Genomic DNA, 18,842 nt, shown 5'->3' on the forward strand with positions numbered 1-18,842 from the left:
AACTGAAAAGTGGGAATAAGATAAGTTTTCTTGACTGGGAAGTAAAATACCGTATGCGTTCAGTCGGCAAAATTTCGCCAAATATCCTGGATATCTTCCATCAGATAGCCACGATAGAGCAGAAAACGCTGGATCTTAACTTTTTCTGAAAAGACAGTTGGCAAAGGTTCGCCATATTTTCGCGTCGCCTGATCGCGCGCCAGTGCGCACCAGTCGATGTCACATTCACGCATCGCTTTTTCTGTCGCTTCGCGGGAAATACCTTTCTGATTCAGTTCCTGACGAATACGCGCAGGTCCATAACCTTTGCGGCTACGGCTGGCGATAAAGCGCGCCACAAATCGGCTGTCATCGAGATAGCCATGTTCATGGCACCAGGCAATAACGCGCTCGTAATCTTCTGCCGTGGCATCAATCTCTTCCGGGCCATTTTTGCCCATAATCGGTGCCGCGAGTTTACGTCGCAGTTCTTGCTCACTGTGATCGCGCACCGCCAGAATGCGTACCGCACGATCCAACAGGCGAGCATATGCCGGGCGACGGGACGTTGATTCTGTCATGGCATATCCTTACAACTTAAAAAAGCAAAAGGGCCGCAGATGCGACCCTTGTGTATCAAACAAGACGATTAAAAATCTTCGTTAGTTTCTGCTACGCCTTCGCTGTCATCTACAGAGAAATCCGGCGTTGAGTTCGGGTTGCTCAGCAGCAACTCACGTACTTTCTTCTCGATCTCTTTCGCGGTTTCCGGGTTATCTTTCAGCCAGGCAGTCGCATTCGCTTTACCCTGACCGATCTTCTCACCTTTGTAGCTGTACCACGCACCTGCTTTCTCGATCAGCTTCTCTTTCACGCCCAGATCAACCAGTTCGCCATAGAAGTTGATACCTTCGCCGTAGAGGATCTGGAATTCAGCCTGTTTAAACGGCGCAGCGATTTTGTTCTTCACCACTTTCACACGGGTTTCGCTACCCACCACGTTTTCGCCCTCTTTCACCGCGCCGATACGACGGATGTCGAGACGAACAGAGGCGTAGAATTTCAGCGCGTTACCACCGGTAGTGGTTTCCGGGTTACCGAACATCACACCAATTTTCATACGGATCTGGTTGATGAAGATCAGCAGCGTGTTGGACTGCTTCAGGTTACCCGCCAGCTTACGCATCGCCTGGCTCATCATACGTGCCGCAAGGCCCATGTGAGAGTCGCCGATTTCGCCTTCGATTTCCGCTTTCGGCGTCAGTGCCGCCACGGAGTCAACGACGATAACGTCTACTGCGCCAGAACGCGCCAGGGCGTCACAGATTTCCAGTGCCTGCTCGCCAGTGTCCGGCTGGGAGCACAGCAGGTTGTCGATATCGACGCCCAGTTTACGTGCATAGATTGGGTCCAGCGCGTGTTCAGCATCGATAAACGCACAGGTTTTACCTTCACGCTGCGCTGCGGCGATCACCTGCAACGTCAGCGTGGTTTTACCGGAAGATTCCGGTCCGTAGATTTCGACGATACGGCCCATCGGCAGACCACCTGCCCCAAGCGCGATATCCAGTGAAAGCGAACCGGTAGAGATGGTTTCCACATCCATGGAACGGTCTTCACCCAGGCGCATGATGGAGCCTTTACCAAATTGTTTCTCAATCTGGCCCAGTGCTGCCGCCAACGCTTTCTGTTTGTTTTCGTCGATAGCCATTTTTACTCCTGTCATGCCGGGTAATACCGGATAGTCAATATGTTCTGTTGAAGCAATTATACTGTATGCTCATACAGTATCAAGTGTTTTGTAGAAATTGTTGCCACAAGGTCTGCAATGCATACGCAGTAGCCTGACGACGTACCGCATCACGGTCACCGCTGAAGCATTCCCGCCGGGTAATGCCTTCACCACGGGCAGTGGCAAAAGCAAACCAGACGGTGCCGACAGGCTTCTCTTCACTGCCGCCATCCGGCCCGGCGATACCACTAATAGACACAGCATAATCAGCACGAGCCGCTTTCAGTGCGCCTATCGCCATTTCCACCACGACAGGCTCGCTCACCGCGCCATGCTGCGCCAGCGTCTCTTCACGTACGCCGATCATTTGCGCTTTGGCTTCGTTACTGTAGGTGACAAATCCGCGTTCAAACCAGGCGGAACTGCCGGCAATATCGGTAATCACTTTCGCTACCCAACCGCCGGTACAAGACTCAGCAGTTGTTACGGTTGCGCCACGGGCTTTCAGCGCCTGCCCAACCTGTTCGCTTAACTGCATCAGTTCACTGTCAGTCATCACAACCTCTGTCAGTCAAAAATTTATGCCGGACAAGATAGCACTTTCGTCAGGAAGATGGTGTTGGCGTTGCAATTTTACGAGGAGGATTCAGAAACAAGCTGATTAGCCAGAGGGAAGCTCACGCTCCCCTCTTGCAAATAGTTACTGCACGCGCGCCAGCGCCACGGCTTGTCCTAACTGCCAGACCGCCATTGCGTAATGGGTACTGTGGTTGTAACGGGTGATGGTGTAGAAGTTCGGCAGACCGTACCAGTACTGGTAACCGGTACCGACATCCAGACGCAGCAGGCTGGCTTGTTGATGGTTGCCCAGCGGCTGCTGTGGCGTTAAACCTGCCGCGGCAAGCTGCGAAATGCTGTACCTGGTTTTGAAGCCATTTGGCAAGCCTGGAGCCTGACCGTTTGCCATCACCGCAACCTGATCACCTTTCACCCAGCCGTGCGCTTTGAAATAGTTCGCCACGCTACCGATCGCATCAACCGGATCCCACAGGTTGATATGCCCGTCGCCGCTGAAATCTACCGCATATTGTTTGTAAGACGACGGCATAAACTGTCCGTAGCCCATCGCCCCGGCAAAGGAACCTTTCAGATTGAGCGGATCGTCCTGCTCATCGCGCGCCATCAGCAGGAAAGTTTCCAGCTCGCCAGAGAAATACTCCGCGCGGCGTGGGTAGTTAAATGACAGCGTTGCCAGCGCATCGAGGATACGGGTTTTCCCCATCACGCGCCCCCAGCGGGTTTCAACGCCGATAATCCCGACGATAATTTCCGGCGGTACACCATACACCTGCCACGCGCGATTCAACGCATCTTCATACTGATTCCAGAAAACCACACCGTTCTGCACGTTGTCCGGCGTAATAAATTTTTTGCGATAACGCAGCCATGCGCCGTTCGGACCTGATGGCGGTTTCACCGATGTGGTTGGTGCCTGGTTATCCATCAGCCGCAGTACCGAATCCAGACGTTTCGCCTGGGAGAGAATTTCCTGCAACTGCTGACGATCGAAACCGTGTTTGTTCACCATTTTGTCGATGAACTGCTGGGCATTCGGGTTATTAGCGAAATCGCCGCCCATCTGCATCACATTGTGCTGCGGCTCAAGCAGGAAGCCGCCAGACGGCGTTCCGGTGGTCGTTTCAGTCTCAGTAGGTTTTGGCTTGCTGCTACAGGCGGCAAGCAACACAAAAAGGGGAAGCAATGTTACATAACGACGCTTGAACATGAGGGGTCCATTTAACAGATTCAACCAGGGGCAAGTATGGTAAAGCATCACGCCCCGCACAAGGAAGCGGTAGTCACTGCCCGATACGGACTTTACATAACTCAACTCATTCTCCTCGCTATCCTTTTATTGAAACTTTCAAGTTAAAATATTTATCTTTCATTTTGCGATCAAAATAACACTTTTAAATCTTTCAATCTGATTAGATTAGGTTGCCGTTTGGTAATAAAACAATAAATCCTGAAGGAGAGAACAATGATAGAAACCATTACTCATGGTGCAGAGTGGTTTATCGGGCTGTTCCAAAAGGGCGGAGAGGTGTTTACCGGGATGGTGACCGGCATTCTTCCGCTGTTGATTAGCCTGCTGGTTATCATGAACGCACTGATTAATTTTATCGGTCAGCATCGTATTGAACGTTTTGCTCAACGTTGCGCCGGTAACCCTGTTTCCCGTTACCTGCTGTTACCGTGCATTGGCACGTTTGTCTTTTGCAATCCGATGACCTTAAGCCTGGGTCGCTTTATGCCGGAAAAGTACAAACCCAGCTACTACGCGGCCGCCTCTTATAGCTGCCACTCAATGAATGGCCTCTTCCCCCATATCAACCCAGGCGAACTGTTTGTTTATCTTGGCATTGCCAGCGGTCTGACAACACTGAACCTGCCACTTGGCCCACTGGCGGTGAGTTATCTGCTGGTTGGTCTTGTCACCAACTTCTTCCGCGGCTGGGTGACCGATCTGACCACCGCCATTTTTGAGAAAAAGATGGGCATTCAACTTGAACAAAAAGTTCATCTGGCAGGAGCAACATCATGACGCGTATTCGGATCGAAAAAGGAACGGGTGGCTGGGGCGGCCCGCTTGAGCTGGAAGCCACGCCGGGCAAAAAAATCGTCTATATCACCGCCGGTACCCGGCCTGCGATTGTTGACAAACTGGCACAGCTTACTGGCTGGCAAGCTATCGACGGATTTAAAGAAGGTGAACCCGCGGAGGCGGAAATTGGTGTCGCGGTAATCGACTGTGGCGGCACATTACGCTGCGGCATTTATCCGAAACGGCGTATTCCCACCATTAATATCCACTCGACGGGCAAGTCCGGTCCACTGGCGCAGTACATTGTAGAAGATATTTATGTCTCTGGCGTAAAAGAAGAAAACATCACTGTAGTGGGTGATGCGACACCACAACCCTCTTCCGTGGGCCGTGACTATGACACCAGCAAGAAAATCACCGAACAAAGCGATGGTTTACTGGCGAAGGTGGGAATGGGTATGGGTTCTGCCGTTGCCGTGTTGTTTCAATCTGGTCGTGACACCATCGACACTGTATTAAAAACCATTCTGCCGTTTATGGCGTTCGTCTCGGCGCTTATCGGCATCATTATGGCTTCCGGTCTTGGCGACTGGATTGCCCACGGTCTTGCTCCGCTGGCGAGCCATCCTCTGGGGCTGGTCATGCTGGCGCTCATCTGCTCCTTCCCGCTGCTTTCACCTTTCCTCGGCCCAGGCGCAGTTATCGCACAGGTTATCGGCGTATTGATTGGCGTGCAGATTGGTCTCGGCAATATTCCGCCGCATCTGGCTTTACCTGCACTGTTTGCCATCAACGCGCAGGCGGCCTGCGACTTCATCCCGGTCGGTTTGTCGCTGGCGGAAGCCCGTCAGGACACGGTTCGCGTCGGTGTCCCTTCTGTACTGGTGAGCCGCTTTTTAACCGGCGCGCCGACTGTACTGATCGCCTGGTTTGTCTCCGGTTTTATCTATCAATAGAGGCTGAAACATGACCGTTATTTATCAGACCACCATCACCCGTATTGGCGCGAGTGCCACTGACGCCCTCAGCGACCAGATGCTCATCACCTTTCGTGAAGGCGCGCCTGCGGATCTCGAAGAGTATTGCTTCATTCATTGCCACGGCGAGTTGAAAGGTGCACTCCATCCCGGTTTGCAATTTTCACTCGGGCAGCATCGCTATCCGGTGACCGCCGTTGGCAGCGTGGCGGAAGACAACCTTCGCGAACTGGGTCATGTCACCCTGCGCTTCGATGGTTTAAACGAAGCGGAATTCCCGGGCACTGTCCATGTGGCAGGCCCTGTACCCGACGATATCGCGCCGGGATCGGTTTTGAAGTTTGAATCTGTTAAGGAGTAAAAAATGAATCAGGTTGCCGTTGTCATCGGTGGTGGGCAAACCTTAGGCGCGTTCCTGTGCCACGGTCTGGCTGCCGAGGGGTATCGCGTCGCGGTTGTCGATATTCAGAGCGACAAAGCCGCAAATGTGGCACAAGAAATTAACGCCGAATATGGTGAAGGTATGGCGTATGGTTTTGGTGCTGACGCCACCAGCGAGCAAAGCGTTCTGGCGCTCTCTCGTGGGGTAGATGAAATCTTTGGTCGCGTGGATTTGCTGGTCTACAGCGCCGGAATTGCAAAAGCAGCCTTTATCAGCGACTTCCAGCTCGGCGATTTTGACCGTTCGCTACAAGTGAATCTGGTGGGTTATTTCCTGTGTGCCCGTGAATTTTCGCGTTTGATGATCCGCGACGGGATTCAGGGGCGCATTATTCAGATCAACTCGAAATCCGGCAAAGTGGGCAGCAAACACAACTCTGGTTATAGCGCCGCGAAATTTGGTGGCGTCGGGCTGACTCAATCACTGGCGCTGGATCTGGCGGAGTACGGCATTACGGTGCATTCACTGATGCTCGGTAATCTGCTGAAATCGCCGATGTTTCAGTCGCTATTGCCACAATATGCGACCAAGCTGGGTATCAAACCGGATCAAGTCGAGCAGTATTACATCGACAAAGTACCGCTCAAACGCGGCTGCGATTATCAGGATGTGCTGAATATGCTGCTGTTCTACGCCAGTCCTAAGGCGTCGTACTGCACCGGACAGTCGATCAATGTCACCGGCGGTCAGGTGATGTTCTGATTAACAGCGGAGATCCGTTAAGGATCTCCGCGAGACTAATAAAATGCCTGATGCGCTACGCTCATCAGGCATACAGGACTTCCGCCACTACATTAAGGAAAAGTTATGGTATCCGCACTCATCACCGTCGCCGTTATCGCCTGGTGTGCGCAACTGGCCTTAGGCGGTTGGCAAATTTCTCGTTTTAACCGTGCCTTCGACACACTATGCCAGCAAGGGCGGGTTGGCGTGGGCCGTTCCAGCGGGCGCTTTAAACCGCGGGTCGTGGTCGTCATCGCCCTGGACGATCAGCAACGCATCGTCGACACCTTGTTTATGAAAGGACTGACCGTCTTCGCCCGACCGCAAAAAATTCCCGCAATTACCGGTATGTATGCGGGTGATTTACAGCCCGATGTGATCTTTCCCCATGATCCACTATCACAGAATGCTCTATCATTGGCGCTTAAACTGAAACGTGGATAATTTCGTTGTGAATGTTACTTGCTTGCGAAGTTATCATTTTGAAACCTAAATCAGGTAATCACGCCCATGAAACCTCGTCAGCGTCAGGCCGCCATTCTGGAGTATCTGCAAAAGCAGGGTAAATGCTCGGTTGAAGAATTGGCGCAATACTTTGACACCACAGGCACAACCATTCGCAAAGATCTGGTCATTCTGGAACATGCCGGAACCGTCATTCGTACTTATGGCGGAGTGGTGTTGAATAAAGAGGAATCCGATCCGCCTATCGATCATAAAACACTCATCAACACCCACAAGAAAGAGCTGATTGCAGAAGCTGCCGTTAGTTTTATCCATGATGGCGATTCGATCATTCTTGATGCTGGCAGTACCGTTTTGCAGATGGTCCCCCTGCTCTCGCGCTTTAATAACATCACAGTGATGACCAACAGCCTGCATATCGTCAATGCGCTATCCGAACTGGATAACGAACAAACTATCCTGATGCCAGGCGGAACATTTCGTAAAAAATCGGCCTCATTTCACGGGCAACTGGCAGAGAATGCCTTCGAGCATTTCACCTTCGATAAATTGTTTATGGGCACCGACGGCATCGATCTCAATGCGGGCGTAACCACGTTCAACGAGGTTTATACCGTCAGTAAGGCAATGTGCAATGCCGCGCGCGAAGTGATTTTGATGGCAGACTCATCAAAGTTTGGCCGTAAAAGCCCCAACGTAGTTTGCAGTCTTGAAAGCGTCGATAAGCTAATTACCGACGCAGGTATCGATCCAGCGTTTCGTCAGGCGCTGGAAAAGAAAGGGATCGATGTGATCATAACCGGAGAGAGCAATGAGTGAAGCACTACTGAACGCGGGACGTCAGACTTTAATGCTGGAGTTGCAGGAAGCAAGCCGTTTACCGGAACGTCTGGGCGATGATTTTGTTCGCGCCGCCAATATCATCCTGCACTGCGAAGGCAAAGTGGTGGTTTCGGGAATTGGCAAATCGGGCCACATTGGTAAGAAAATCGCCGCAACGCTTGCCAGTACCGGCACACCGGCTTTTTTTGTCCATCCGGCAGAGGCACTGCACGGCGATCTGGGGATGATCGAAAGCCGCGATGTGATGCTGTTTATCTCTTACTCCGGTGGCGCGAAGGAACTGGATCTGATTATTCCGCGTCTGGAAGATAAATCTATCGCACTGCTGGCGATGACCGGCAAACCGACGTCACCGCTGGGCCTGGCGGCGAAAGCGGTGCTGGATATCTCCGTAGAACGCGAAGCCTGTCCGATGCACCTTGCGCCGACCTCCAGCACCGTGAATACCCTGATGATGGGTGACGCGCTGGCGATGGCGGTCATGCAGGCGCGCGGATTTAATGAAGAAGATTTTGCCCGCTCCCACCCTGCTGGAGCATTGGGTGCTCGCTTGCTGAATAAAGTGCATCATCTGATGCGCCGTGATGACGCTATCCCGCAGGTAGCGTTAACCGCCAGCGTGATGGATGCGATGCTGGAACTCAGCCGCACTGGTCTGGGGCTGGTGGTGGCATGTGACGCTCAACAACAGGTACAAGGCGTCTTTACCGACGGCGATTTACGTCGCTGGCTGGTTGGCGGCGGCGCACTCACCACGCCAGTTAATGAAGCGATGACGACAGGCGGCACCACATTACAGGCGCAAAGCCGTGCCATCGACGCCAAAGAGATCCTGATGAAGCGCAAAATCACTGCCGCACCGGTGGTGGATGAAAACGGCAAACTCACCGGCGCAATTAACTTGCAGGATTTCTATCAGGCCGGGATTATTTAATCCTTCAATCCCAGACGTTTCGCCAGCCGATGCAGGTTGGCGACGTCGGTTTCCAGCATCCGCGCACAGGCAGCCCAGTTGTGATGATTTTGTGCCAGTGCCTGACGAATAGTTTCACGCTGGAACGCTTCTGTCGCTTCACGCAGGTTTTGCTTAACAACGGGCACCGCCGCCGCTTCTGGCGGCGGCAACGTCACCTCAGGAAAAGCAAAATGTTGCGCCTCAAGAATCACTTCATCGCCGCTGCGAGTGGCTCTCGACAGTACTACCGCCCGATGAATAGCATGTTCCAGTTCGCGCACGTTTCCCGGAAAACTGTAGTGTTGCAGTAAATTTCGCGCCCCGGCACTTAATACCACGCGGGAGAGCCCCAGCCGCAAACGACACTGCTCGCAGAAATACCCCGCCAGCAGAATGACATCATCGCCCCGCTCACGCAGCGGCGGCACCGAAAGTGGAAACACGCTCAGGCGATGAAACAAATCGGCGCGGAATCGCCCTGCCAGCACCTCTTCGCGTAAATCGCGGTTAGTCGCCGCCAGCACGCGCACATCGACCCGCAAACTGCGGTCATCGCCAACGCGCTGAATATCGCCATACTGCAACACCCTCAGCAGCTTGGCCTGCAATGCCAACGACAACTCGCCGATCTCATCGAGAAACAGTGTGCCGTTATCCGCCATTTCAAACTTCCCGCTGCGGTTACTGATAGCACCAGTAAACGCCCCTTTCACATGCCCGAACAGTTCACTTTCCGCCACACTTTCCGGCAGTGCGGCACAGTTGAGATAGACCAGCGGATTCACCGCCCTTGGCGAGGCTTCATGAATCGCTTTCGCCACCAGCTCCTTACCGGTTCCCGTCTCACCGCTGATTAAGACGTTGAGATCGGACGCCGCCACAATCTCAATCTCTTTTTTTAATTGCGTCATACCTGGCGACAGACCGATCATCTGCGTCTGTTTCACCGCTTCAAACGGCGCGGCATCGCCCGGCAGCATATTCTGGCTTTCCAGTTGCTCAATCAGCAACGCATTGCTTAACGCTCCCGCCGCCAGCGCGGCAATCAGGCGTAACTCTTCGTCGCTGAAAACATCGAACTGATCGGGCTGCATCCCGTCGAGCGTCAATGCGCCGATCAAGTTTTGCCCGGCAAACAATGGCAGACCAACGCAGGCGTGAACCTTCAGACTCTCCTGCCCGGGAATCAAACCGTCATAAGGATCGGGCAATTCGCTGTCTGCGGGAAAGCGCACCACGTCCCCGGCGCGGGCAATCGCTTCCAGCCGTGGATGCCCTTCCAGCGCAAAGCGTCTACCGAGTACATCCTTTGCCAGCCCGTCGATGGCAAGCGGAATAAACTGCCGCGAGTCGTAACGCAGCAATGCAGACGCATCGCACTCCAGCACCTGACGCAGCGTGGTGATCAGGCGCTGAAAACGATCCTGATGACCAATCCCACGCTGCAATTCGATGGCGATATTCGCCAGCACATCAACGGAAAAACTCATCTTTGCCTCACTGTCAATTTGACTATAGATATTGTCATATCGACCATTTTATTGATAGTCATTTTGACTACTCATTAATGAGCATGAATTAATTTATACATAAAAATCAATTAGATAAAAAACTGGCACGCAATCTGCAATTAGCAAGACATCTTTTTAGAACACGCTGAATAAATTGAGGTTGCTATGTCTATTGTGGTGAAAAATAACATTCATTGGGTTGGTCAACGTGACTGGGAAGTGCGTGATTTTCACGGCACAGAATATAAAACGCTGCGCGGCAGCAGCTACAACAGCTACCTCATCCGCGAAGAAAAAAACGTGCTGATCGACACCGTCGACCATAAATTCAGCCGCGAATTTGTGCAGAACCTGCGTAATGAAATCGATCTGGCGGATATCGATTACATCGTGATTAACCATGCTGAAGAGGACCACGCCGGGGCGCTGACCGAACTGATGGCGCAAATTCCCGATACGCCGATCTACTGTACTGCTAACGCTATCGACTCGATAAATGGTCATCACCATCATCCGGAGTGGAATTTTAATGTGGTGAAAACTGGCGACACGCTGGATATCGGCAACGGCAAACAGCTCATTTTTGTCGAAACGCCAATGCTGCACTGGCCGGACAGCATGATGACTTACCTGACAGGCGACGCGGTGCTATTCAGTAACGATGCTTTCGGTCAGCACTACTGCGACGAGCATCTGTTCAACGATGAAGTGGATCAGACGGAGCTTTTCGAGCAGTGCCAGCGTTACTACGCCAATATCCTGACGCCGTTCAGCCGCCTGGTAACGCCGAAAATTACCGAGATCCTGGGCTTTAACTTACCAGTCGATATGATAGCGACCTCTCACGGCGTGGTATGGCGCGATAACCCGACGCAAATTGTCGAGCTGTACCTGAAATGGGCGGCGGATTATCAGGAAGACAGAATCACCATTTTCTACGACACCATGTCGAATAATACCCGCATGATGGCCGATGCTATCGCCCAGGGTATTGCGGAAACCGACCCACGCGTGGCGGTGAAAATTTTCAACGTCGCCCGAAGCGATAAAAACGAAATCCTGACCAATGTCTTCCGCTCAAAAGGCGTGCTGGTCGGCACTTCTACGATGAATAATGTGATGATGCCGAAAATCGCCGGGCTGGTGGAGGAGATGACTGGTTTACGCTTCCGTAACAAACGCGCCAGTGCTTTCGGCTCTCACGGCTGGAGCGGCGGTGCGGTGGATCGTCTTTCCACACGCCTGCAGGATGCAGGTTTCGAAATGTCGCTTAGCCTGAAAGCCAAATGGCGACCGGACCAGGACGCTCTGGAGCTATGCCGTGAACACGGTCGCGAAATCGCCCGTCAGTGGGCGCTCGCGCCGCTGCCGCAGAGCACGGTGAATACGGTAGTTAAAGAAGAAACCTCTGCCACCACGACGGCTGACCTCGGCCCACGGATGCAGTGCAGCGTCTGCCAGTGGATTTACGATCCGGCAAAAGGCGAGCCAATGCAGGACGTTGCGCCAGGAACGCCGTGGAGTGAAGTCCCGGATAACTTCCTGTGCCCGGAATGCTCTCTCGGCAAAGACGTCTTTGACGAACTGGCATCGGAGGCAAAATGAGCAACGGCATTGTGATCATTGGTTCGGGCTTCGCCGCCCGCCAACTGGTGAAAAATATTCGCAAACAGGACGCCAGTATTCCATTAACTCTGATTGCCGCCGACAGCATGGATGAGTACAACAAACCGGATCTCAGCCATGTTATCAGCCAGGGGCAACGTGCCGATGACCTTACCCGCCAGACGGCGGGTGAATTTGCCGAGCAGTTTAATCTGCACCTGTTTCCGCACACCTGGGTGACGGATATCGATGCCGAAGCCCATGTGGTGAAAAGCCAGAATAATCAGTGGCAATACGACAAGCTGGTGCTGGCAACTGGTGCCAGTGCCTTTGTCCCGCCAGTGCCTGGGCGTGAGTTAATGCTGACGTTAAATAGTCAGCAAGAGTATCGCGCCTGTGAAACGCAACTGCGGGATGCCCGACGCGTGTTGATTGTTGGCGGTGGCTTGATTGGTAGCGAACTGGCGATGGATTTTTGTCGTGCAGGCAAAGCGGTCACGCTAATCGACAACGCTGCCAGTATTCTGGCGTCGTTAATGCCACCGGAAGTAAGCAGCCGCTTGCAGCATCGGTTGACGGAGATGGGCGTTCATCTGCTGTTGAAATCTCAGTTGCAGGGGCTGGAAAAAACGGATTCTGGCATTCTGGCAACGCTGGACCGCCAGCGCAGCATCGAAGTGGATGCGGTAATTGCCGCCACCGGGCTGCGCCCGGAAACCGCCCTGGCACGACGCGCCGGGCTGACGATTAATCGCGGCGTTTGCGTCGATAGTTATCTGCAAACCAGTAATGCCGATATTTATGCGCTGGGCGATTGCGCGGAAATTAACGGTCAGGTATTGCCGTTCCTCCAGCCGATTCAACTTAGCGCGATGGTGCTGGCAAAAAATCTTCTCGGCAATAACACGCCGCTGAAACTCCCTGCGATGCTGGTGAAAATCAAAACGCCGGAATTACCTCTGCATCTGGCAGGCGAAACCCAGCGTCAGGATTTACGCTGGCAAATTAATACCGAACGCCAGGGAATGGTGGCGCGCGGTGTTGATGATGCCGACCAGCTTCGCGCCTTTGTGGTCAGTGAGGATCGGATGAAAGAGGCGTTTGGATTGTTGAAAACGTTGCCGATGTAGGCATGGTTTTCTCCCTCGCCCAAAGGGCGAGGGGACTGTCCGCGCTCTTTTTACGCTTAGTTACGCCACATCCACCACTATGCAGCATGCAGGATGCGCGCCGCAGCAATAACCCCCTGCCCCAGAGACAAGCCGCCATCACCCGCCGGTAAACTCTGTGGAAAGAGCAATGTGAAATCAGCGAGATAATGCGCCAGGCGTGTACGCAGCAATCGGTTATGAATAACCCCACCGCTAAATACCAGCGTAGTGATACCGCGCATCGTGGCCTGCTCACGCATCAACGCGGCAAAACCCTGCGCCAGCGCATCATGAAACGCCCACGCGCGTTGATTAACCGGTGCCTGCCAGTTCAGCCACTGCTGCCAGAAAGTGGCGAGATCCAGTTGATTGTCCACCAGCGGTATCGTCACCGGATGCGTCACTCCGTCACATGAGGCTGCGAGCGCCTCCAGAGCACAAGCCGCTTCACCTTCATAACTTAACGTGGCTGGCGCACAGCCCAGTCCCGCCGCCACAGCATCGAACAAACGCCCACACGATGAGGCCAGCGGCGCGTTAATTCCACGCTCAATGGCCCGCGCCAGCACGCTCCAGTTTTGCTGTTGCACACTTGCCGTTTCAGGGTAATTCTGCCACTCCGGCACAAAGCGCAGGCACTGCGCCAGCAGGTTACGCCACGGCTGCTTCGCCGCCAAATCGCCCCCCGGAAGCGCCACTACAGGCAAGCCGCCCAGGTGCTGGCATTCGCGATAGTTCACCCGCAGGCACTCGCCGCCCCACAAAGCGCCGTTCTCCCCCATACCGATACCGTCGAGCGTCAACGCAATGACATCACCGCCCTCCAGTGGCCAGTGATGTTCTGCCAGACACGCCGCCGCGTGGGCATGATGATGCAGCACCGTTTGCGTCGGCAGATTCATTTCGCGCGCCCACTGGCTGGAGACATAGCCCGGATGCGCGTCATGCACAACGTATTGCGGGGTAAAATCGTAGATGTTTTGCATCAGGCGTAACGCTTCGCGCCACTGCATCTGGATGCCATCGTCACTTAAATCGCCCAGATGCTGACTCAACACCGCTTGTTCACCGCGCACCAAGCAGAAGGTATTTTTCAGATCCGCGCCGAGACACAGCACAGGCGGAACATTTTTAAAGCCCGGAGGCAAAGCCAGCGCATCCGGCACATACCCCCGCGAACGGCGCAGCATTTCGCCGCTTTCGCGCACCACCGAATCATCCATCCGCTGCACGATGTCGCGGTTATGTAGCAAGAATCCGTCGGCAATGCCCTGCAAATCCGCCAGCGCCTGTTCGTTGCTGATAGCCGGTGGTTTACCGCTCAGGTTGCCGGAGGTCATCACCAGCGGACATTGCAGTTCCTGTAACAGCAAATGCTGAAGCGGATTCGCAGGCAACATCACCCCAACTTCGTTAAGGCCAGGGGCGATATCATCACAAAGCTCAGGAACGTATTTTTTATCCACCAGCACAATCGGCGCGGCGGGTGTGGTAAGCAACTGACGGGCAGCGTCTGGTAAACCTTCTGCCACTGGCAACATAACCGCCAGCGGTTTCGCCGGGCGATGTTTGCGCGCCCGCAGTGTCGCCACCGCGTTACTGTTACGCGCATCGCAGGCGAGATGAAATCCGCCAATCCCTTTGATGGCGACAATGTTGCCCATTTTTAACTGTGCGATAGCTGCCTGTAATGCCGCCTCTTGTTCTGCATGTTCACCATGACTTATCCATTCAAGATGTGGGCCACACTCCGGGCAGGCCACCGGCTGGGCGTGGAAGCGACGATCGAGCGGGTCGCGATATTCTTTGTCACAGGCCGGACACAGCGGAAACGCCGCCATCACGGTAAACGGGCGATCGTAAGGCATCGCGCGAATAATGGTGAAACGCGGGCCACAGTGGGTACAGTTGATAAACGGATAACGCCAGCGTCGTTCGCCTGGGGTATTCATTTCGGCAAGGCAAGCAGGACAAGTGGCGGCATCGGGAACAATTTGCGTATTCATGACGCCGCCTGTGCTCTGACGGATAGTGAACTCGGTGGGCAGTTGTGACCAGATAAACGGCTCACGCTCGACGCTATCAATACGCGCCAGCGGCGGGCAGTGCTGATGCAACTGCACAAGAAACGTTTCCGGATCTTCCAGCAGCCGGACTTCTACGCCATCGCCGTCATTACAGACATCGCCGTGAAGATTTAATTGCTGTGCCAGTTGCCAGACAAACGGACGAAAACCGACGCCCTGCACTTTGCCACGAATACGCAGTTGGACACCGCAAGATGTGTTTTTTGCCATTGAGTTATTCCCGCCATCATGAATTGCGTAACCCGCCCAGCCGGACACGAGCGCGTCGCATCCGGCAGTCACAGGTCGGCGATACTGCCCGCTTCGTATTCTACGAATATTTCCGGGAATTCCTTTGATGCCAGAACAGTTCAGTAAGATTTTTAGAACATCAGCGCCGTACGGCGACGTTTTTCTGCGCTCAGTTGTTCAAGTTTATTACGATCTACACAAATCAGCGCATGGGTCGGGCAAGCCGCCATACACGCCGGGCCGTCTTCACGGTGGTTACAGAGGTCGCATTTATTGGCTTCGGCTTTGTCAGCCCGTACATTCAGCCCCGCGCCGCTGTTGCGAATCACCGGACGTACCACCACTTCCATCGCGCCATACGGGCAAGCCACAACGCAGGTTTTGCAACCAATGCAACGTTCCTGCATCACATGAACAAACCCTTTATCACGGCTGATAGCACCATTCGGGCAGACGTTAGCGCACGGTGCATCTTCACACTGACGGCAGACGGTCGCCGTAGAAATGTTCACACCTTTAATGACATGGATTCGCGGTAAAAAAGTTTCCGGGGTCAGCGATGCACAGTCCTGATTCTCCTGATGAGAAACCACGCACGCCACTTCACAGGTACGGCAACCAATACATTTACTCGCGTCAGCAATGATGAAACGGTTCATCAAATTCTCCAGCAATGACAGTTAATGCGCCGATACATTCACAAATCATGCCAGTTTTTAATTTACTGTTATTTAAAGAAATTAAATTCTGCAATGCAGGAAAAACGATGTCATCGACACTAGTGACGATGACATGTGATGACAATGTTTATTGCGAAAGAGCAATGAGGGAGCCGCGGCGGATCAGTTTTCCGCTGAAGGTTTTCGGCGGTGAGAAATCCCCGCCATCGAGCATAAAAATCAGCCGTCCAATAATTTCCTGAATCATCTCAGTCACCGGAATTTTTACGCTGGAGAGCGCCGGAACGGTGTAGGGGGCAATTGCGATATCATCGAATCCGATAACTGACACCTGCTCTGGCACCGCTACGCCGCGCTCGTGCAACGCTTTCATCGCACCTATCGCCATATCGTCGTTACTGGCAACTAACGCGCTAAATTTAGCCCCACGTTCGAGCAACGTTTCTACCCCTTCGGCCCCGCTGGCGGGCGTCCATTTACCGTTAGCGATAAGTTTTTCATTGAGCGCAATACCATGCTGCGACAGCGCGTCTTTATACCCGGCAAGACGTTCAATGCTGGTGGGGGAATCCATCGAGCCGGTAAGGAAAGCAATCTCCTGATGCCCGGCGTTTATCAACTCTGCCACGGCGTTAAAGCTGGTCTGTTTATGATCGCACCAGACGCTATGGCTGCTGTTTTTGCGCAGGCGGCGATTAAGCACCATTATCGGCTGACTGTGTGCGTCAATGATGTCATCAATCTCATCCACACTTAAAAAACGCGGGTAAATCATAATGGCGTCGCAGCGCAAATCCAGCAGATACTGAATCGCCTGGCGCTCTTCTTCGGCGCTGTGTTTACCATCTGCCAATAGCAACTGCCGCCCTTTCTCTTCCGCCATTCGCGCGGCATGAAACAGTAATTCACTAAAATAAATGCCGTGGTAAAGTGTGTTGGTCACGACCAGCCCCAGCGTCTGAGTACTCTTCGCCGACAGATTGCGGGCCAGCAAATTTGGGCGATAACCGCTCTCTTCTACCGCCTGAAACACGCGATCTTTAGTCTCCTGGCTGACGTAGCCATTACCTGAAAGCACGCGGGAAACGGTCGCTTTTGAAACCCCGGCGCGCTTTGCCACTTCCAGCATCGTCGTCATTATTTTCATCCCTTTACACGCAATCAACGCAGTGTACTGCACCGTTTGCCGATTGTCCTTGCGCAATCGGCGGGAAAAATATTCAGGTGACCGGTTTCACAAATATAAAAAATGAACAATTAACTCTCTTGCTTATTTAGTGACAACTATTCATGATTTTGTGAAACCGGTTTCTTAATTCCGTTTCAGCATCGGCATTTTTCCGTCACGTCGACTGATAACAACTACATCTACCCTACTGATAACAGGATAAAATCCGATGGCCAAAAATTATGCGGCGCTGGCACGCTCGGTGATAGCGGCACTGGGCGGCGTTGATAACATCTCGGCAGTCACGCACTGTATGACGCGTTTGCGCTTTGTTATCAAAGATGACCAGCTTATCGACAGTCCGACGTTGAAAACCATCTCCGGCGTGCTCGGCGTGGTACGTAGTGACAACCAGTGTCAGGTGATTATCGGCAATACCGTTTCACAAGCCTTTCAGGAAGTCGTCAGCCTGCTGCCGGGAGATATGCAGCCCGCACAGCCCGTGGGTAAACCCAAACTTACGCTACGTCGCATTGGTGCGGGGATCCTCGATGCGCTGATCGGTACCATGTCACCGCTGTTCCCGGCGATTATCGGCGGATCGATGGTCAAACTGCTGGCGATGATCCTCGAGATGAGCGGCGTGCTGACAAAAGGATCGCCGACTTTAACCATTCTAAATGTGATTGGTGACGGTGCTTTCTTCTTCCTGCCGCTAATGGTCGCGGCATCTGCCGCCATCAAATTTAAAACCAATATGTCGCTGGCGATTGCCATCGCGGGTGTGCTGGTACATCCGAGTTTTATTGAATTAATGGCGAAAGCGGCCCAGGGTGAACATGTAGAATTTGCCCTGATCCCGGTCACCGCGGTGAAATACACCTACACGGTGATCCCGGCGCTGGTGATGACCTGGTGCCTGTCATATATCGAACGCTGGGTGGATCGCATTACACCGGCGGTGACTAAAAACTTCCTCAAGCCAATGCTGATTGTGTTGATTGCCGCACCGCTGGCAATTCTGCTGATTGGCCCGATTGGTATCTGGATCGGTAGCGCCATTTCGGCGCTGGTTTACACCATTCATGGTTATCTGGGCTGGCTTTCAGTCGCCATTATGGGCGCGCTGTGGCCTCTGCTGGTAATGACCGGGATGCACCGCGTCTTTACGCCAACCATCATTCAGACCATTGCCGAAACCGGCAAAGAAGGGATGGTCATGCCGTCAGAGATCGGCGCTAACCTGTCGCTGGGCGGTTCATCACTGGCGGTGGCGTGGAAAACGAAAAACCCGGAACTGCGCCAGACGGCGCTGGCTGCGGCGGCATCAGCCATTATGGCGGGGATTTCCGAACCGGCGTTATATGGCGTGGCGATCCGCCTGAAACGTCCGCTTATCGCCAGTCTTATCAGCGGTTTTATTTGCGGCGCGGTTGCCGGTATGGCGGGGCTTGCCAGCCACTCGGCAGCGCCGGGGCTATTTACCAGCGTGCAGTTCTTCGATCCGGCGAATCCAATGAGCATCGTCTGGGTGTTCGCGGTCATGGCGCTGGCGGTCGTGCTGTCGTTTATCCTCACACTGTTGCTCGGCTTTGAGGATATTCCTGTTGAGGAAGCGGCTGCCCAGGCGCGAAAGCATCAGAGCGTACAACCGACCATCGCCAAAGAAGTAAGTCTTAATTGAGGAT

Annotated in this window: 18 protein-coding genes; 10 read left to right on the top strand and 8 right to left on the bottom strand. The window is 53.5% G+C overall.

The window, feature by feature from the left end; translation table 11 throughout:
- Nucleotides 1-59 precede the first annotated feature (59 nt).
- The 4 genes from recX to mltB all read right to left on the bottom strand — a co-directional run bounded on the left by recX (nucleotide 60) and on the right by mltB (nucleotide 3,497).
- Entirely contained in the window at nucleotides 60-560 is a 501-nt protein-coding gene (gene recX / locus ACJHYR_RS02705; protein ID WP_000140506.1) for a recombination regulator RecX, read from the bottom strand.
- A 68-nt stretch (nucleotides 561-628) separates the two neighbouring features.
- Complete coding sequence (gene recA / locus ACJHYR_RS02710) at nucleotides 629-1,690, bottom strand: recombinase RecA (protein ID WP_000963143.1); 1,062 nt, start codon at nucleotides 1,688-1,690, stop codon at nucleotides 629-631.
- 79 nt (nucleotides 1,691-1,769) lie between these two features.
- Nucleotides 1,770-2,267, bottom strand: a complete 498-nt coding sequence (pncC, locus tag ACJHYR_RS02715) for a nicotinamide-nucleotide amidase (protein ID WP_000132231.1) — start codon at nucleotides 2,265-2,267, stop codon at nucleotides 1,770-1,772.
- A gap of 144 nt (nucleotides 2,268-2,411) precedes the next feature.
- Nucleotides 2,412-3,497, bottom strand: a complete 1,086-nt coding sequence (gene mltB, locus ACJHYR_RS02720; protein ID WP_000476837.1) for a lytic murein transglycosylase B — start codon at nucleotides 3,495-3,497, stop codon at nucleotides 2,412-2,414.
- Between the two features lie 255 nt (nucleotides 3,498-3,752).
- Here mltB and srlA point away from each other — a divergent pair, with 255 nt between their 5' ends.
- From srlA to gutQ, 7 genes are all read left to right on the top strand, one after another.
- Nucleotides 3,753-4,316 (top strand): PTS glucitol/sorbitol transporter subunit IIC, encoded by a 564-nt coding sequence (srlA, locus tag ACJHYR_RS02725; RefSeq protein WP_000573321.1) that lies wholly within the window; start codon nucleotides 3,753-3,755, stop codon nucleotides 4,314-4,316.
- Entirely contained in the window at nucleotides 4,313-5,272 is a 960-nt protein-coding gene (gene srlE, locus ACJHYR_RS02730) for a PTS glucitol/sorbitol transporter subunit IIB (protein ID WP_000196934.1), read from the top strand. The genes srlA and srlE overlap by 4 nt, the downstream gene beginning before the upstream one ends.
- Before the next feature lie 10 nt (nucleotides 5,273-5,282).
- Nucleotides 5,283-5,654: a PTS glucitol/sorbitol transporter subunit IIA gene (srlB, locus tag ACJHYR_RS02735; protein ID WP_000216201.1), complete on the top strand. Its 372-nt coding sequence runs from the start codon at nucleotides 5,283-5,285 to the stop codon at nucleotides 5,652-5,654.
- Between the two features lie 3 nt (nucleotides 5,655-5,657).
- Nucleotides 5,658-6,437, top strand: coding sequence for a sorbitol-6-phosphate dehydrogenase (gene srlD, locus ACJHYR_RS02740; RefSeq protein WP_001077342.1), 780 nt, complete (start codon nucleotides 5,658-5,660; stop codon nucleotides 6,435-6,437).
- 105 nt (nucleotides 6,438-6,542) lie between these two features.
- Complete coding sequence (gene gutM, locus ACJHYR_RS02745; protein WP_000252917.1) at nucleotides 6,543-6,902, top strand: transcriptional regulator GutM; 360 nt, start codon at nucleotides 6,543-6,545, stop codon at nucleotides 6,900-6,902.
- 66 nt (nucleotides 6,903-6,968) lie between these two features.
- The gene (gene srlR, locus ACJHYR_RS02750; protein WP_000804552.1) at nucleotides 6,969-7,742 is read left to right on the top strand and encodes a glucitol operon DNA-binding transcriptional repressor SrlR; all 774 of its coding nucleotides are present in this window, start codon (nucleotides 6,969-6,971) and stop codon (nucleotides 7,740-7,742) included.
- Nucleotides 7,735-8,700 carry an arabinose-5-phosphate isomerase GutQ gene (gene gutQ / locus ACJHYR_RS02755; protein ID WP_072837438.1) on the top strand — a complete coding sequence of 322 codons (966 nt, stop codon included), beginning with the start codon at nucleotides 7,735-7,737 and terminating at the stop codon, nucleotides 8,698-8,700. The genes srlR and gutQ overlap by 8 nt, the downstream gene beginning before the upstream one ends.
- Here the strand turns inward: gutQ and norR are convergent.
- Nucleotides 8,697-10,211 carry a nitric oxide reductase transcriptional regulator NorR gene (gene norR, locus ACJHYR_RS02760; protein ID WP_000010730.1) on the bottom strand — a complete coding sequence of 505 codons (1,515 nt, stop codon included), beginning with the start codon at nucleotides 10,209-10,211 and terminating at the stop codon, nucleotides 8,697-8,699. The two genes, gutQ and norR, sit on opposite strands and share 4 nt — an antisense overlap.
- A 186-nt stretch (nucleotides 10,212-10,397) precedes the next feature.
- Between norR and norV the strand changes: the two genes are divergently transcribed.
- Together norV and norW are read left to right on the top strand one after the other, a co-directional pair.
- A complete protein-coding gene (gene norV / locus ACJHYR_RS02765) occupies nucleotides 10,398-11,837 on the top strand; it encodes an anaerobic nitric oxide reductase flavorubredoxin (RefSeq protein WP_000029622.1) in 1,440 nt (479 codons plus the stop codon).
- Entirely contained in the window at nucleotides 11,834-12,967 is a 1,134-nt protein-coding gene (gene norW, locus ACJHYR_RS02770) for an NADH:flavorubredoxin reductase NorW (protein WP_059327681.1), read from the top strand. Before norV ends, norW begins: the two co-directional genes overlap by 4 nt.
- Before the next feature lie 77 nt (nucleotides 12,968-13,044).
- Here the strand turns inward: norW and hypF are convergent, their stop codons facing one another.
- From hypF to ascG, 3 genes are all read right to left on the bottom strand, one after another.
- Nucleotides 13,045-15,285 carry a carbamoyltransferase HypF gene (hypF, locus tag ACJHYR_RS02775; protein WP_059327703.1) on the bottom strand — a complete coding sequence of 747 codons (2,241 nt, stop codon included), beginning with the start codon at nucleotides 15,283-15,285 and terminating at the stop codon, nucleotides 13,045-13,047.
- A gap of 152 nt (nucleotides 15,286-15,437) precedes the next feature.
- Nucleotides 15,438-15,965, bottom strand: coding sequence for an electron transport protein HydN (hydN, locus tag ACJHYR_RS02780; RefSeq protein ID WP_001078777.1), 528 nt, complete (start codon nucleotides 15,963-15,965; stop codon nucleotides 15,438-15,440).
- A gap of 148 nt (nucleotides 15,966-16,113) precedes the next feature.
- Entirely contained in the window at nucleotides 16,114-17,124 is a 1,011-nt protein-coding gene (ascG, locus tag ACJHYR_RS02785) for a DNA-binding transcriptional regulator AscG (RefSeq protein ID WP_059327680.1), read from the bottom strand.
- A 259-nt stretch (nucleotides 17,125-17,383) separates the two neighbouring features.
- On the opposite strand from ascG, the gene ascF reads away from it, so the two are divergent.
- A complete protein-coding gene (gene ascF, locus ACJHYR_RS02790; protein WP_059327679.1) occupies nucleotides 17,384-18,838 on the top strand; it encodes a PTS cellobiose/arbutin/salicin transporter subunit IIBC in 1,455 nt (484 codons plus the stop codon).
- Nucleotides 18,839-18,842: the final 4 nt, after the last annotated feature.

The sequence above is a fragment of the Escherichia sp. WS1450 genome (assembly GCF_046487395.1).
In the GTDB taxonomy this organism is placed as follows: domain Bacteria; phylum Pseudomonadota; class Gammaproteobacteria; order Enterobacterales; family Enterobacteriaceae; genus Escherichia; species Escherichia coli.

Coding starts and splice junctions, on each gene's coding strand:
- gutM (WP_000252917.1), top strand. CDS start 6,543: ATGGTATCCGCACTCATCACCGTCGCCGTTATCGCCTGGTGTGCGCAA.
- srlE (WP_000196934.1), top strand. CDS start 4,313: ATGACGCGTATTCGGATCGAAAAAGGAACGGGTGGCTGGGGCGGCCCG.
- recX (WP_000140506.1), bottom strand. CDS start 560: ATGACAGAATCAACGTCCCGTCGCCCGGCATATGCTCGCCTGTTGGAT.
- recA (WP_000963143.1), bottom strand. CDS start 1,690: ATGGCTATCGACGAAAACAAACAGAAAGCGTTGGCGGCAGCACTGGGC.
- ascF (WP_059327679.1), top strand. CDS start 17,384: ATGGCCAAAAATTATGCGGCGCTGGCACGCTCGGTGATAGCGGCACTG.
- norR (WP_000010730.1), bottom strand. CDS start 10,211: ATGAGTTTTTCCGTTGATGTGCTGGCGAATATCGCCATCGAATTGCAG.
- ascG (WP_059327680.1), bottom strand. CDS start 17,124: ATGACGACGATGCTGGAAGTGGCAAAGCGCGCCGGGGTTTCAAAAGCG.
- hypF (WP_059327703.1), bottom strand. CDS start 15,285: ATGGCAAAAAACACATCTTGCGGTGTCCAACTGCGTATTCGTGGCAAA.
- srlA (WP_000573321.1), top strand. CDS start 3,753: ATGATAGAAACCATTACTCATGGTGCAGAGTGGTTTATCGGGCTGTTC.
- norW (WP_059327681.1), top strand. CDS start 11,834: ATGAGCAACGGCATTGTGATCATTGGTTCGGGCTTCGCCGCCCGCCAA.
- hydN (WP_001078777.1), bottom strand. CDS start 15,965: ATGAACCGTTTCATCATTGCTGACGCGAGTAAATGTATTGGTTGCCGT.
- srlD (WP_001077342.1), top strand. CDS start 5,658: ATGAATCAGGTTGCCGTTGTCATCGGTGGTGGGCAAACCTTAGGCGCG.
- pncC (WP_000132231.1), bottom strand. CDS start 2,267: ATGACTGACAGTGAACTGATGCAGTTAAGCGAACAGGTTGGGCAGGCG.
- norV (WP_000029622.1), top strand. CDS start 10,398: ATGTCTATTGTGGTGAAAAATAACATTCATTGGGTTGGTCAACGTGAC.
- gutQ (WP_072837438.1), top strand. CDS start 7,735: ATGAGTGAAGCACTACTGAACGCGGGACGTCAGACTTTAATGCTGGAG.
- srlR (WP_000804552.1), top strand. CDS start 6,969: ATGAAACCTCGTCAGCGTCAGGCCGCCATTCTGGAGTATCTGCAAAAG.
- srlB (WP_000216201.1), top strand. CDS start 5,283: ATGACCGTTATTTATCAGACCACCATCACCCGTATTGGCGCGAGTGCC.
- mltB (WP_000476837.1), bottom strand. CDS start 3,497: ATGTTCAAGCGTCGTTATGTAACATTGCTTCCCCTTTTTGTGTTGCTT.